This is a genomic window from Myxococcales bacterium (genome assembly GCA_016716835.1).
GTDB lineage: Bacteria > Myxococcota_A > Polyangia > Haliangiales > Haliangiaceae > JADJUW01.
In genome coordinates this window covers 535,259-549,301 of sequence record JADJUW010000002.1, presented here as the reverse complement: position 1 = coordinate 549,301, position 14,043 = coordinate 535,259, and the positions used below count along the sequence as shown (strand labels likewise).

The 14,043-nt window shown below is 62.7% G+C and carries 11 protein-coding genes; 4 read left to right on the top strand and 7 right to left on the bottom strand.

All coding sequences use genetic code 11. The features are described from left to right. Window positions 1-56: 56 nt before the first annotated feature. Window positions 57-788 carry a hypothetical protein gene (locus IPL79_17170; protein ID MBK9072710.1) on the top strand — a complete coding sequence of 244 codons (732 nt, stop codon included), beginning with the start codon at window positions 57-59 and terminating at the stop codon, window positions 786-788. A gap of 31 nt (window positions 789-819) precedes the next feature. Here the strand turns inward: IPL79_17170 and IPL79_17165 are convergent, their stop codons facing one another. Then, on the bottom strand, window positions 820-2,931 hold the full coding sequence (locus tag IPL79_17165) for an elongation factor G (protein MBK9072709.1): 2,112 nt from the start codon (window positions 2,929-2,931) through the stop codon (window positions 820-822). Window positions 2,932-3,195: 264 nt separating this feature from the next. Between IPL79_17165 and IPL79_17160 the strand changes: the two genes are divergently transcribed. Then, on the top strand, window positions 3,196-4,797 hold the full coding sequence (locus tag IPL79_17160) for a hypothetical protein (GenBank protein MBK9072708.1): 1,602 nt from the start codon (window positions 3,196-3,198) through the stop codon (window positions 4,795-4,797). A gap of 168 nt (window positions 4,798-4,965) precedes the next feature. Here IPL79_17160 and IPL79_17155 read toward each other — a convergent pair whose 3' ends face one another. The 3 genes from IPL79_17155 to rpsA all read right to left on the bottom strand — a co-directional run bounded on the left by IPL79_17155 (window position 4,966) and on the right by rpsA (window position 7,253). After that, window positions 4,966-5,589, bottom strand: a complete 624-nt coding sequence (locus tag IPL79_17155) for a hypothetical protein (GenBank protein MBK9072707.1) — start codon at window positions 5,587-5,589, stop codon at window positions 4,966-4,968. A 214-nt stretch (window positions 5,590-5,803) separates the two neighbouring features. Then, window positions 5,804-6,055, bottom strand: a complete 252-nt coding sequence (locus IPL79_17150) for a hypothetical protein (GenBank protein MBK9072706.1) — start codon at window positions 6,053-6,055, stop codon at window positions 5,804-5,806. A 10-nt stretch (window positions 6,056-6,065) separates the two neighbouring features. After that, window positions 6,066-7,253 carry a 30S ribosomal protein S1 gene (gene rpsA, locus IPL79_17145; GenBank protein MBK9072705.1) on the bottom strand — a complete coding sequence of 396 codons (1,188 nt, stop codon included), beginning with the start codon at window positions 7,251-7,253 and terminating at the stop codon, window positions 6,066-6,068. Between the two features lie 50 nt (window positions 7,254-7,303). Here rpsA and IPL79_17140 point away from each other — a divergent pair, with 50 nt between their 5' ends. Continuing rightward, window positions 7,304-8,962 carry a carbon starvation protein A gene (locus tag IPL79_17140; GenBank protein ID MBK9072704.1) on the top strand — a complete coding sequence of 553 codons (1,659 nt, stop codon included), beginning with the start codon at window positions 7,304-7,306 and terminating at the stop codon, window positions 8,960-8,962. Next, window positions 8,955-9,929 (top strand): hypothetical protein, encoded by a 975-nt coding sequence (locus tag IPL79_17135; GenBank protein MBK9072703.1) that lies wholly within the window; start codon window positions 8,955-8,957, stop codon window positions 9,927-9,929. Before IPL79_17140 ends, IPL79_17135 begins: the two co-directional genes overlap by 8 nt. On the opposite strand, the gene IPL79_17130 is transcribed toward IPL79_17135, so the two are convergent. Genes IPL79_17130 through IPL79_17120 form a run of 3 tightly spaced genes read right to left on the bottom strand, consistent with a single transcriptional unit; the run spans window position 9,883 to window position 14,035 of the window. Continuing rightward, window positions 9,883-10,953, bottom strand: a complete 1,071-nt coding sequence (locus IPL79_17130; protein MBK9072702.1) for a SpoIIE family protein phosphatase — start codon at window positions 10,951-10,953, stop codon at window positions 9,883-9,885. The genes IPL79_17135 and IPL79_17130 overlap by 47 nt on opposite strands. Continuing rightward, window positions 10,953-11,507, bottom strand: coding sequence for a DTW domain-containing protein (locus tag IPL79_17125; GenBank protein MBK9072701.1), 555 nt, complete (start codon window positions 11,505-11,507; stop codon window positions 10,953-10,955). Before IPL79_17125 ends, IPL79_17130 begins: the two co-directional genes overlap by 1 nt. After that, entirely contained in the window at window positions 11,459-14,035 is a 2,577-nt protein-coding gene (locus tag IPL79_17120; GenBank protein MBK9072700.1) for a hypothetical protein, read from the bottom strand. The genes IPL79_17125 and IPL79_17120 overlap by 49 nt, the downstream gene beginning before the upstream one ends. Window positions 14,036-14,043 lie beyond the last annotated feature (8 nt).

The following is a 14,043-nucleotide window of genomic DNA, read 5'->3' as shown; positions in this document are numbered from 1 at the left end:
GTTCGGGGTGCGTTGTTGTTCCGCATCGCTGCGACCGTTGTAGTACAATGAGTTTCATGCGCCGGTTACGAAGCAACTTGGCGCAGGAGGCAGGGCAAGCCGGCGTGCGCAGCGACGTACCATCCAACAATGCTTACACCGACCTGCACTTCGCCTTGCAAAGCGCTGACCTTGCCACCGCCCCTTTGTGCGTCGTAACCGGCTTTGGTCCCTTTCAGTCAATCGCTGTTAACCCATCTGAGGTGCTGGCCAACAAGGTGTGTGACCTCGCTGCGGAGTTGGGCCTCAACATTATGTCGCGGATTCTTGCGGTCACGCCGGCCGCGGTCGACGAATTCATCGCGGAGATGCGGACCTTGCGGCCGCGCTGCATCATCGCCATGGGCGTCACGCCTAACGATGTCCAATTCGAGCACTCGGCGCAAAATGCCCTCTACACCGAGCAGACCCCCGCACCTCAGCAAATCGACGGCACCATGCCGCTAGGCGAACGCATACCAAGCGACCTTGCCGTCGACGATGTTGAGCGCGCCCTCGCGGCGTCGCGGCCTGAGACCCCGCATGTTGGCGATGTCCAGACCGTAACAAGTGCCACGGCAAATGGCGGCTGGTTTGCGAGTGACAGTTCGGCGTATCTTTGCAACTACATGAATTTTCGGTTGGCCCAAACCTTTGGCCCCGATGACGACGTCGAAGCCGGCTTTTGCCACATCAACGAGCACACGCCACCGGCGCAGATCATGGCCATCATTGAGGCCATCGCGAATGCGCGAATTCAAGACGATTGACGTACTGGCGTGTATCGCCGTGCCGCGCAGGCTACTTGCGGGCGGCTTCTTTGGCCTTGGCGGCCTTGGCAAGCAGGTCTTCCGAGATGCTGCCTGGGACGTCGGCGTAGCGGGCAAATTCCATCGAGAATTCGGCCTTGCCTTGCGTGCTTGAGCGCAGCGGCGTCGAGTAGCCAAACATTTCGGCGAGGGGCACTTCGGCCTCGACCTTCACGTAGCCGTCGTCTTCGGACTGGCCCATGATGATGCCGCGGCGTTGCATGATGGTGCCGAGGATGTTGCCCGAGAACTCGGATGGGCCTTCGACTTCGACCTTCATGATCGGCTCAAGGATTTTTGGTTTGGCCTTGGCAAAGGCCTCGCGGAAGGCGCCGCGCGCGGCTTCCTGGAACGCGATGTCCGAGGAGTCGACCGCGTGCGATTGGCCGTCGTTGAGCACAAAGCGCATGCCAACCACCGGCACGCCGAGGCGTGGGCTCTTGGCCATCATGGACTTGAAGCCCTTTTCCACCGACGAGATAAACTCGCGCGGAATCGCGCCGCCCTTGATTTCGTCGTTGAACTCGAAGTCGCCATCGAACGGCTCGATGTGGCCGGCGACGCGGCCATACTGACCCGAACCACCGGTTTGCTTCTTGTGGGTGTAGTTGTACTCTTGTTTGATGCCGATGGTCTCGCGGTACGCCACCTGCGGCGGGCTGGTCACCACCTCGGCCTTGTACTCGCGCTTCATGCGCTCGATGTAGACCTCGAGGTGCAGCTCGCCCATGCCGGCGATAATCGTCTCGGCGGACTCTTCGTCGACCCAGCAACGGAACGTTGGGTCTTCTTTGGTGAAGCGGTTGAGCGCCTTGGACATGTTCATTTCGGCGCCGGCATCCTTGGGCTTGATCGCCACCGAGATGACCGGATTGGGCACGAACATCGACGTCAGGGCGTAGTTGACCTTGCCGTCGGTGAAGGTGTCGCCCGAGTTGCACTCGATGCCAAACAGCGCGCAGATGTCGCCGGCGCTGGTGTCGGTGATGTCGTCCTTGTCGTCGGCGTGCATGCGCACCAAGCGCCCGACCTTGAACTTCTTGCCGGTACGGGTGTTGATGATGAAGTCGTCTTTTTGCAGCTTGCCCTGGTAGATGCGGATGTACGTGAGCTGGCCGTAGCGACCGTCTTCGAGCTTAAACGCGAGCAAGACGAGTGGCTTGTCGGGATTGGATTCGAGGACAACCGGCGCCTCTTCCTTGTCGAGATCGAGCGCGATATTTTCGACGTCGCGTGGCTCTGGCAAGTAGTAGGTCACGCCGTCAAGCAGCAGCTGCACGGCGGTGTTGCCGAGCGCCGAGCCCATCATGACCGGGGTGCACTTGAGCGCGATCGTGCTCTTGCGCAGCTCGGCGCGGATGAGCTCTTCGGTGACTTTCTCTTCGAGCATCGCCTCGGTGAGGCCATCGGAGACCATCGACAGCGCGTCGAGCATTTCTTCGCGCGCCTTCTTGCAGTTTTCGAGCAATTCGCCGGTTGGATCCGAGATGGTGATGTCGTTGCCGTTGTCGCCGGAGAAGCGGTAGGCCTTCATTTCGATGAGGTCGACGACGCCCTCGAGCTTGTCTTCGAGGCCGATCGGATACTGGATCATGACCGGGTGCAGCTTGAGCTTCTCGCGCAGTTGGTCGCGGACGCGAAACGGGTTGGCGCCGGTGCGGTCGAGCTTGTTGACGAACGCGATGCGCGGCACCTTGTAGCGGCGCATTTGGCGGTCGACGGTATACGACTGTGATTGCACGCCAGCGACGCCGCACAGCACCATGATGGCGCCGTCCAAAACGCGCAGCGAGCGCTCGACCTCGACGGTAAAGTCGACGTGGCCCGGGGTGTCGATGATGTTGATGTGATGCAGCTTGATGCCGCGTGCGGGGCTGGAACCGCCCCACTCGCAGAAGGTCGCGGCCGACTGGATGGTAATGCCGCGCTCGCGCTCGAGCTCCATGGAGTCCATGGTGGCGCCGACGCCGTCCTTGCCCTTAACTTCGTGGATGGCATGGATGCGCTTGGTGTAAAAAAGAATGCGCTCCGTCAGCGTGGTTTTACCGCTATCGATGTGAGCAGAAATGCCAATATTCCGGACTTTAGACAGATCGGTAATCACCGCAGACTCCTTGGTTTTACGCGCGAAAAATAAGCCTTCGCGCCGCGTCGGATACTCTGCCCAGGGTGCGAAATCAAGGCAACTCCCCGCCTTTCCAGGCGGTAGCGCCAGGCCTCGGCGCGGCGTGCTTTGCCGCGCGATCGCAACTACCTGAAATAACAAGACCTTACAATTAATGCGACGAGAGATCGAACCGTGATCTAGCCCATCCAGCGCGACGAATCCGGTTGGGAAACGCACGGTTTCTTGGTATGTGCACCTCTTATGATTCGCAATTCAAATTCGCCTTTTGTCGCGCGTGCCGTGGCGCTGATCTCCGGCCTCGCCCTTACGGTGGGCGGCGCGACCACCCTGCTTGCCGGCCCGCCCAAGCCAGTCGCGCCGACAACGTCGGAGCAGTACCCGCTAAAACGCAGCAATCCCGGCCCCATCCAATTTGTCGAGACGCCCGCCAGCGCCTTTGCTCCCGGCGACGTCGCCAACGTCATCTACCTCAACCGTTGCAACGACCCCGAAGAGCCGTGTCTTGTCCGCGCCTCATCGCGGAACGATTCCACGACGGACGAATCGACGATTCCATCGCAAAACTCGACGCTGTCGGCCTTTGACGTCGACGACGACGGCATGACCAATCCAAATTCCACCGCCAACGATGAACTGTGGGACGCCTACGTTAGTTGCGTCTCGGACCTTTTCGCGCCGTACGACGTGGTGATCACCGAAACTGACCCAGGTACCACGGCCCACACCGAAATCAAGACCGGCGGCTTTGCCTCGCAAATCGGATATCCGCCTGGCAGCGGCGTGCTTGGCGTCGCGCCAGGCGCCGCGGGCTGCTCGCCGTTTAGAAACTCCATCGTCTTTGTGTTCGCCAATGAGCACCCGGCGGCCTACGCCAACCCGACCACCATGATCGAGGAGATGTGTGCCGCCGCCGCCCAGGAAGCCGCCCACGCCTTCACGCTCGACCACGTTGGTTCGTGCACCGACCCGATGACCTACGAGGGCTACTGCGGCACGCGCAAGTACTTTCGCAATCTCGACATTCGCTGTGGCGCGTTTGAAAACAACCAGCCGAGCTTTCCGTCGGAAAGCCCGCGCGATTGCAAATGCGGCGCCCCCAAGCAAAACGCGCATAAGTCGCTCCTCGGCTTTTTTGGCGCCGGCGTCGAGCCAGCCCCACCTTCGCTAACCATCACGTCGCCGGCCGATGGCGCCGCGCTCGGCGCCGGATCTGATGTCACGGTCGCCCTTACCTCGTTGCACGAACGCGGCCTCAATCGCATCGACGTCTACGTCAACGGCTGGCTGTGGGGCACCAACGCGGGCAAATCGCCCGAAGCCCAAGGGACTGGCGCTTACACCATCATCCTACCTAAGGATGTCGTCGGGATGCCGGACACGGTGCCGAACGGCGTCATCGACCTCGAAGTTCGCGCCTACAACGACCTCGAAGGCACGCCAGCCATCGAAACCATTACCATCACCAAGGGCGCCGCCTGCACCAATGCGGCGACTGACTGCGCGCAAGGACAGCTGTGTGAGTCCGGCAAATGCTTCTGGAACGCGCCAACGCTAGAACTCGGCGAGACCTGCGAATACAACCAAGCTTGCACCTCGGCGAGCTGCCAAGAAGCCGGCGGCGAAATGCGCTGCAGCCAAGCCTGCAACACCATCTCGGCCGATTCATGCCCCGCCAACTTCGAGTGCCTCGCGACCGCTGGCAGCGCCGGCGTGTGCTGGCCAGCTTCTAAGGAAGGCTGCGCGGGTTGCGCCGCCAACGGCTCGTCTTCAGGCGAGCTGGCATTTCACCTGCTCTTTGCCGCCATGCTCACCGGCTGGCTGCTGCGTCGCCGCGCGGCGTAAGGGTCACTCCCGGCCCGAAATTCAGCAACTGTTTCAAATGGTTAACTTGGCTACTGCGTGATCACGTTCCAGCAAACGTGATTCTGCAGCACCGGATCTAATATCTGGCAATGACAGGTTAAGAGGGAGGCGAGAGTGACCCCATCGTTCCGAAACTAGATACGCCCCCTAGTAGTCTGTCGTCGTCTTGGTGGTCCAAACGTCGTCGGTGTGAATGGCGCCGAGAATCGACCAGCCAACATCTTCAAAGCCCGAACCGCCGAGGGTGACGAGATAGATTTCACCACTTTGGTCGTAGCTCTTGATCTTGACATCAAGCTGGATGCCATCGGTTGGCTGTTCTACAGCTGCGCCGGTCTCGGCGTTGACTGTCGTGATGCGTTCGAACCGGGTTGCGGCTAACACCTGGGTTGGATTTGCTGATTGCAGGATTTGTTTGAACGCAAGCGAACCGTGGTAGTAGTTGGTTTGCTCGATGGATACACCATCGATGCAATTGTCGACATTTAGGTTAAAGTACATCCGGTGCGCGGCACCTTCTTCGAGGTCCGCCTGGTCGACGAGATAGATATCCTGTAGAAACCGCCCCGTGCGCGCGCTGCCTTCGCGCGTGCACGCATTTTGATCGTAGTACCACCAGCGCTTTGCCAGCGAAGGAAACAGCTTCGCTGATTTGTCGCCTTCGCTGGTTTCGTCGCCCTTGTCATCGTCTGACTGGGGTGCGACGCAGGCACTGGAGGAGAGAGTGGCAGCTATTAGTAAGGAGCCTGCAAGGAGGTTATCGGTCTTCATGACGGCAACAAATGCACGTCGCATGCCAGGTTATTCGCCATGGTATTCCCAATAGAAAGCACTCTCATTCTGTTGGGTTACGGGCAAGCACAACCGACGCAAGCCAGATGCCCTTAGACCCCAGTTGGGGGAGGGGCTGGGCACCAGGGGAACTCAGGCGCCGGGCGCGGCTTCAAGTGGCCAGCGCCCCGGCGCTCCATCAGAACAAGGGATGTTAAGGCGTTGGCAGAGCGGCCGCGTGGGCGGCGGAGGCAAGGACGAGGACTGCGTAGGCGATGCCGGCGGGCCACAAGATTGCGGGGCCCAGCGGGGACGGAATGATTTTCAGGGCGAGCGCGGCCAAGGCGATGGACCCGGCCATGGTTGCGGCGGCGAGCGCGGGGCGACGCCGGAGCACGTAGCCCAGGCCTGGCACTAAAAGCCCGGCGAGAGCAACGGTGCCGCGCCAGGCAAGGTCACGTGCCATCTACAAGCGCTTACGGTGCGCTTGGCTTTTCTTTGAGCAGGTCGGCAAAGGTGCCGAGATGCTTGGCGGCGCCAACGGTTTGCTGTTCCGAGGCTTCGCGAACTTCTTCGGTCGTGCCGTCGACGGTCGAGGCCATCGAGAGCGCGATGCGGCGTTTTTCGGCGTCGACGGCGATCACGGTTACTTCAACTTCTTGGCCCGAGGTCACCACTTCTTTAGGGTGATTGATGCGGCGACCGGCGCCGAGCTCGCTGATGTGCACGAGGCCTTCAACGCCCGGCGCGATTTCAACAAACGCGCCGAAGGTTTCGAGGCGCTTGATGGTGCCCTTGAGGCGCCCGCCCTCGACCAGCAGCTTGGCCGCTTGGTTCCATGGGTCTTCCGCCATCGCCTTAAGCGAGAGGCTGATGCGCTCGCCGCGATCGCCCGGCTCGATCTTGAGGATCACGCACTGCACGGTCTGGCCGAGCTTGAGCACTTCTTGCGGGTCGTTGACGCGCGAATAGCCGAGCTCGGAGACGTGCAACATGCCCTCGATGCCGCCAATATCGACAAAGGCGCCATATGGCTTAAACGCGGTGACAACGCCCTCTACGACCAAGCCTGGCTGCAAACGCGAGCGAGTCTCGACGGCCTTGATCTTGTTTTCTTCTTCGACGATCACGCGGCGCGACAGCACCAGATCGCGGCCGTCATACTTAGTGATGCGGAAGTTAAAGCGCTGGCCGACAAACGGCGCGAGGTCCTGCACAAAGCGCGCATCGATTTGCGAGGCTGGGCAAAAGGCGCGCACGCCGGCGACCTGCACCGAGAGCCCGCCCTTGACGATATCGGAGACCACGCCCTCAACCGGCAGGCCGGTCTCGAACGCCATCACCAACTCTTGCTTGGCCTGAACGCCGCGACCTAGCTTGACGCGCAACGTGAATACGCCGCCTTCATCGCCGACGACGCGAGCTTCTAGCTGGTCGCCAACCTTGACGGTTACGTTGCCATCGCCATCGACGACCTGGGCTTTTTCAAGCATGCCTTCGGCCTTGCCGCCGAGGTCGACAAATACTGATTCGCGGCCAATCGAGACGATCGATCCCTTGACGGTATCGCCCACTGTTGGACGCCGTTCGCCTGGACGTTTGGCCTTGCCTTCGAATTCGGCAAGGAGTGCGCCGAAGTCTTCTTCCATTCCACCTGAGGTCATTTGCGGCGGACTCTAGTCCAAATCTGCCGCGTTTCGCTATAGTCAAGGCCATGCATCTTGCGTTGTTGGCCGGGGCCATGGTGGCGCTCCTGGCGCTAGGTTACCGGTTTTACGGGCGCTTTATCGCCCGCCAATTCGCGCTCCAGGCGGGGGCCCAAACGCCGTCCCACCGGCACGCCGACGGGGTCGATTTCGTCCCGACGCGGCCATTTTATCTGTTTGGCCAACATTTTAGCGCCATTGCGGCCGCGGGACCCATCGTCGGCCCTATCCTGGCGTGCCAGCAGTACGGCTGGCTGCCCTGCGTGCTGTGGATAGGATTTGGCGTCATATTTATTGGCGCCGTCCACGACGTGGCGACCCTCGTCGCCTCGGTGCGCCACGACGGCAAGAGCATCGCCGAGGTGCTGCGGGTGCACGTCGGCCGCCCGGCGTGGCTGATGATGTCGACCTTTATTTGGGTCGCGCTGGTCTACGTCATCGTCGCCTTTACCGACGTCACCGCCTCGACCTTCGTCACGGGCGACGCCGAGACCAAGGACTTGATGCGGTTTAACCAGGGCGGCGCGGTAGCGCTAGCGGCGCTGCTTTATCTGGGCCTCGCCATGGTCATGGGCATCATCGAGCGCTTTCTCAAGTGGCCGCTGTGGCTGCTGACCATTATCTTTGTCCCCGCCACCGTCGGCTGCATCTGGGTTGGCACCCAATACTCGACCTTGCTCATCTTGCCGTGGCAGGCGTGGATCTTCGTGCTGCTTGGTTACTGCGCGTTGGCCTCGGTCGCACCGGTGTGGCTGCTCATGCAACCGCGCGGCTATCTCGGCGGATTTGTGCTGTATGCCGCCTTGCTCATCGGCGTGATCGGCATTTTCTTTGGCGGCCATAGCATCGAGCAACCGGCGTTTCGCGGCTTTAGCGCCAGCGGCGGCTCGCTGTTTCCGTTTTTGTTCGTGACCATTGCGTGCGGCGCGTGCTCGGGGTTTCACGGCCTGGTGTGCTCGGGCACCACCTCCAAGCAGATCGACAAGGAGACGCATTGCCACCCCGTGGGGTATGGCGCCATGTTGCTTGAGGCGTTCGTCGCGCTGATCGCGCTGGCGACGGTGATGATCGTGGCCACGAGCACTGACAAGCCGGGCGCGCTTTATGCCAAGGGCATCGGCACCTTCCTCACGCAAATTATTGGGCCCGAGCATCGCACCATGGCGATTACGTTTGGCGCGATGGCCCTGTCCACCTTCATTTTTGACACGCTCGATTCGGCGACGCGGCTGGGGCGATATCTGTTGCAAGAGGTGTTTGCGGCGCCTTCGCGCCTGGCGGCCGTGGGCGCGACCTTGCTCACCTGCGCGGTGCCGCTAGTGTTTTTGCTCATGGCAGGGCAAGGCGCGTACGCGCTGTTCTGGAAGTTATTTGGCACCTCGAATCAGCTGCTCGCCGCCCTCTCGCTGCTCGCCATTACCTTGTGGCTGCGGCGAGAGGGCCGTCGCTATTGGTTCACGTTGGCACCGTGCTTGTTTGTCGCCAGCATCACGCTGACCTCGCTGGTGTTGCAAATACGCGAGCTGGCGGCCGCGACGCTGGGCTCGCCCGCGTGGATAAATGCCGTCGTGGCGCTTGTGCTCGCCGGGCTTGCCATCGCGATCGGCGTGCTCGGCGTGCGCGCATGGCGTCAGCCGGCATTGCCTGTTACGGTGAGCCATGGCTAAGTTGCTTGAGTACAACGCGACGCTGGAGGCGCGCGTCGACATCGCGCCGGGCCTGGCACATTTTTTTGTGCGCCCTGACGAGCCGCCAGCCGAGTTCCCGTGGTTTGTCGCCGGGCAATACTGCGTGATTGGCCTCAATAATGAGGCGCAGCCCGAACTCGGCTCGGTGCGGCGCTCGATGTCCATCGCCTCGTCACCCCACCACCGCGGCGCCGCGGAATTTTATATCCGCCGCGTCTCGACGCCCGAATCGGCCAATCCGCTGACGCCGCAGTGCTTTGGCCTTCAGGCGGGTGCTCGGCTTTACATGCGGCCGGTCGCCGCCGGCAAGTTTACGCTGCCCGACACCGTCGGCGCCGGCGACCCTCGCGTTTGCATTATGGTTGCCGCTGGCACCGGGCTTGCGCCATTTGTCAGCATGGTGCGCGAGGCCATCGACGCGCATCCCAGTCGCACGCCCGACCTCTCGCGCTACGCCATCTTGCACGGCGTGTCGCGCGATAACGAACTCGGTTATCGGCAGGAGCTGGAGGGATATGTCGCGACGCTGGGCCTGCGCTATGTGCCGACGGTGTCGCGTCCGGCCGAATCGCCGACCTGGAGCGGGCAAACCGGTCGCGTCGAGAACTTGTTTGTCGCCGAAAACTTAGATCGCCTCGCGACGCAGGTCGGCGTACCGGCGATCAACCCCACCACCTGCACCGTGCTGATTTGCGGGCTGCAGGGCACCATCGGCAACACTTTGACTTCGCTGCTGCACCGCGGCTTTGTGCCCGATCACCGCCGCATTCGCACCGCGCTCGGTGTGCCCGATGAAGCGCCGCACACGCTGTTCTTCGAACAATACGACACCGAGCCCGTGGTGGATATCAAGACGCCGGCGTCGCTGGCGGCGCTGCACGCCGCGATGCAAGCTGGGTTTAGCTATCTTGCGGCCCTTGGGGCGCCTGGCACATCACCAGCGTGATGTCGTCGTCGGGGGCGATGCCGCCGGCGAACTCAATGCCGGCGTCGATGACGGCGCGGTGATCGCGGGCGAGCAGCGTGCCACCCTGTGCGCGCAAGACGGCGGCGAGCCGGCGATCGCCAAACCGCATGCCCTTGGCGTTCTGCTGCTCGGTGAGGCCGTCGCTATACATGACGAGCGTCTCGCCGCGCCGCCACGGGTGCCGCGTTGCGACCTGCAGCGAGGTCAGGGCCGTTACGCCGCCGCCCGCGACGAGCAGCGGAAACGGCATGCCGCAATTGCGATACTGCAGCTCACCCGTGGCGACGTCGCAGATGACAACCAGCGAGGTCATCGGCGTCTCGCCGGTGGTGGCATTGCTACGCATTGTCCCGGCGGCAAAGGCGCGCATCACGTCGTCCGTGGTGAGTGCCTCACCCTTGGCTTCGATAACGGCGAGCAAGGCGCCGCGGGCCGTGGCGGCGATGAGTGCGGCCCCCACGCCGTGGCCGGTGGCATCGGCGACGACCAGGAGCAGCCGCGTCGGCGAAATTTCATGGTGTAGCCACCAATCGCCGCCACAGCGCGAGGCTGGCCGGCTGGTGCCAAACACGACGTGGCCCGCCGAGGCCACGGCATCGCTCGGCGGCAGCATCGCCTTTTGCAGCGTCCGCGCCAGCTCGAGTTCTTGATTGACCCGCGCCTGCGCCTCGCGATCGTGCAGCAAGGCCTCAAGCGCCTCGGCCATCGTGTTTAAATTTTGCGCCATGGCACCGACCTCGTCGCGACTCTCTACTGGCACGCGTCGCGACAGATCGCCGCCGGCAATGTCGCGCGTGGCATCGGCCATGGCGCGTAGTGGGCGCACGACGCGAATGCTCTGCCACACCGCGCCCAGCACGCCGCTAACCAACAACGCGCCGGCAGAGATCCACGGCATGCCGCCGCCCAATGACTTGCCGGTGATGAGCGCAAACGTTCCCAGCGCGATGGCAACCGCCACCGAGGTGGTAAGCGTGAGCTTGACGCCAAGTGGCAAGCGCATCAGAGGTGCCCCGTTCGGCCCAGGCCCATCATCGCGGCGGTGAACGTGTCGTACGTCGCCTCGAGGGTTGCCGCGGCGCCCTGCTCCCCCGCGAGGTCGAGCGCCAGCGCGATGGCTTCTAGCGTGGAGACCAGGCCCGCCTTGGGCGGTGCGCGCATGCGCCGACGCTGCGCCGAGGCCGCGACGTGCAGCGGTGGCATGCCGGCAAGCGCAGGCAGCCGATGCCGCATGCGGCGAACCTGGCTCCACGACGCATCGAGCACCACCAAATGATCTAGCGGATGCGGCAGCGATGCAAGGTCGTGGCGCGGCGGTCCCTCGGGAAAGAGCAAATACGTGCCGGGGGTGCGCGGCAGCTCAATGTGTTCCACGGGCGCCCCGTGTAAGCCGTAATCGATGATGCGGGTGGCCGGCAGGGCCAGCGCGACCAAGTGCGCGCTGTTGGAGACGCGCGAACGCTCGCCGACGTGGCGCACGATCGTCAAGGCGATGTTGCTTTGCCCCCTCACCAGGCGCGCGCAGACGCACGCCCGCTCGGGCAACCGGCAGCGCACGCAGAACTGGCTCGCCACGGCGGGTGCTGGTCAGCGACAGCAGCGAAAGCCGACGTTGCCGAAGGCAAAGCCGTTGCCGGCCGCCGTAAAGTCAAAGGCGCAGCTGGTGCCAAGGCCGGTGTTGTTAGACGCGCCACCACGCAAGGGGTTGACCCCTGGCAGCCGCGGCGCGGTCCATTCTTTGGCGTTGCCCGAGAGATCGAAGATGCCGCCATCCGCCCACGCCGCATTGCATTGCGGCAGGCTGGCGGTGGGTTCGATATCGTTCTGATCGCCTGCAAGGCCTGTGTTGGTATCGTACTCGAGCGCGTTGCAGGTGGTGCCTGCGTAGGTATTGGGCGAGCTGGCGTAGGCGTAGGTGTTGCCGGTTTTGCACGAGGCCGCGTTGGCGCAAGACCCCGCTGGGCCGGAAACGAGGTGCTCGTATTCTTGGTCAGAAATACCTGATCGATCTTCGCGCCATCCTCGGCCATATAAATGCGGAGCGTATGCAAGCCCGTGCCGGCGACGTTGATGGCGGCGGCGCGATACCAAAAATACGTCGACTGATTACTTCCGCGGCTATCCACGATGCTGAGCAAATCGCCGGCAACAAACGCAGGGCTTGCCCCTGCCTTGAGCCCAACATAGATCGCATCGTCACTATCGGTAGTACCGAGCATGCGCACCCAAATGAAGTGGTTGCCGGTCTGGGCCATGGTGATGCGATAGTCAACATAGGTCGACTGCGTGATGGCTTGCGCCGTGGTGTTGCTTTGCCCGTTATTAGGCGACACCTTGAGCGCCATCAGCCCCGAGATGCCACCGGCCGAATCTGGCAAGAAGCGGCGCTCTTTGCTATCGCCCGGATCGGTGACCGCGACGGCCTGGTAGTAATTCTCGGCCTCGAGCACGACGTCGCCGTTGCCGCTGCCTGGCTGCGCCACGGGATAGGTTTGCCCGGCGACCACCGCGCAGGCGCGATGCCATTCGACTTCGGTGCACAGCCGCGCGCCGACCGACGCGCAGGCCGCGGCCGCCTCAGGCGGCGTGACGTTGGTCCATGGCAGGACATCGGGCCGCGAACACGTCGCCGTCGTGCGAATGCCGGTGAGCGTCGACGTCGCATCCGGCCGCGACGCTTCGTACTTCATCATTGAAACGCCATTGCCGATGCTGACCCAGTTTTGCCCCGGCAGGTTGCCGGTGGCCGCGCCGTCGTCGACGACGTTGTCGCAATCATTATCGAGGCCATCGCAAGCCTCGGCGCTTTCGGACGCGCCGGGAATGGTGATATCGCATTCCAGCGGCGAATTACCGGTGGGGCCGCATACCCACGTGCCGTAGCTGGTGCACACGCCAAACGTGCCGTCGTCACACGCTTGCCCGATGTCGGGGAAGGCTTCGTCGGTTTGGCCATTACAATCGTTGTCGAGGCCATCGCAGGTGGTCTCGGGAATAATCTGACCGTTGGCGTCCTGCGACACGGTGGGGCCATAGTTGCAGGTCCAGCCATTAACGCCACAGCTCGGCACGGCGCCGGCGCACTCGCCCTGCGTCTCACAAATGGGCGGCGGGGTGAGGTTTTCGTCGATGGTGCCGTCGCAGTCATCGTCGATGAGGTTGCATAATTCGTTGGGACCCTGATACGTGCACGGGTACTCACAACCATTTAGCGGATCGAGATCGATGTCGTAGAAGTTGGCGCTGCAGCCCGCGACCGCGCAAAGGCCACCGGCGCATCCCGCGATGGCATTGGGCACGACGCAGACGGTGCCGCAGGTGCCGCAGTTGAGTGGGTCGAGGTTTAGGTTGTAGCCATTGGTGTCAAAGCCATCGCAGTCCTGGTCGAGATTATCGCAGAGCTCAAACGTCGGATTGATGGCGCCGATACAAATTGGCGTGCCGCCAGTGCAGGTGAGATTGCCCAACGCGCATTCGCCTTCGTCGGTGAGGCCGCAATTGCCAAAGCCATTGAGCCCCTCATCGACCAAGCCGTCGCAGTCGTTATCGCGATTGTCGCACGCCTCCGGCGTGCCGCCGACCGAGCCGACGTCGCCGATGCAATCGATGATACCGTTGACGCATGCCGTGGTGCCGGCGATGCACTCGCCGACGTCGGTGCCGCAGACCAGCGCCCCGCCCGGGTTGCCTTCGTCGATGAAAGCGTCGCAGTCGTTGTCGAGGTTGTCGCACAGCTCGGGCGTAGGGATGGTGCCACCGACGCAAACGAGCGCGCCATTTTCGCAGGCATAGGTGCCCTCGCTGCACTCGCCGACGTTGCTGCTGCAAACGTCGCCAACTTGCGCCAGCGGTTCTTCGGCCGTGTCCTCGTCAATGCTGCCATCGCAATCATTGTCCTCGCCGTCGCATTGCTCGGCGCCCGTGGTGAGGCAGACATCCGGCGCGTCGGCATCGGCGCTGTCGTCAGGTGCGTCGACCGGCGTGGCGTCTTCTTCGACCGGGCAATCAATGCAATACTCATTGAGCTTGCAGCTCCCTAGGGCCAGGGCGAAAGCAGTTGCGAGGGCCAGCGTCAACGCTAGCATCGCACCGC

Excerpts from the sequence above, each read along its gene's own strand:
- IPL79_17140 (MBK9072704.1), top strand. The coding sequence starts at position 7,304 with ATGCATCTTGCGTTGTTGGCCGGGGCCATGGTGGCGCTCCTGGCGCTA.
- IPL79_17120 (MBK9072700.1), bottom strand. The coding sequence starts at position 14,035 with ATGCTAGCGTTGACGCTGGCCCTCGCAACTGCTTTCGCCCTGGCCCTA.
- IPL79_17150 (MBK9072706.1), bottom strand. The coding sequence starts at position 6,055 with ATGGCACGTGACCTTGCCTGGCGCGGCACCGTTGCTCTCGCCGGGCTT.
- rpsA (MBK9072705.1), bottom strand. The coding sequence starts at position 7,253 with ATGACCTCAGGTGGAATGGAAGAAGACTTCGGCGCACTCCTTGCCGAA.
- IPL79_17155 (MBK9072707.1), bottom strand. The coding sequence starts at position 5,589 with ATGAAGACCGATAACCTCCTTGCAGGCTCCTTACTAATAGCTGCCACT.
- IPL79_17170 (MBK9072710.1), top strand. The coding sequence starts at position 57 with ATGCGCCGGTTACGAAGCAACTTGGCGCAGGAGGCAGGGCAAGCCGGC.
- IPL79_17130 (MBK9072702.1), bottom strand. The coding sequence starts at position 10,953 with ATGCGCTTGCCACTTGGCGTCAAGCTCACGCTTACCACCTCGGTGGCG.
- IPL79_17135 (MBK9072703.1), top strand. The coding sequence starts at position 8,955 with ATGGCTAAGTTGCTTGAGTACAACGCGACGCTGGAGGCGCGCGTCGAC.
- IPL79_17160 (MBK9072708.1), top strand. The coding sequence starts at position 3,196 with ATGATTCGCAATTCAAATTCGCCTTTTGTCGCGCGTGCCGTGGCGCTG.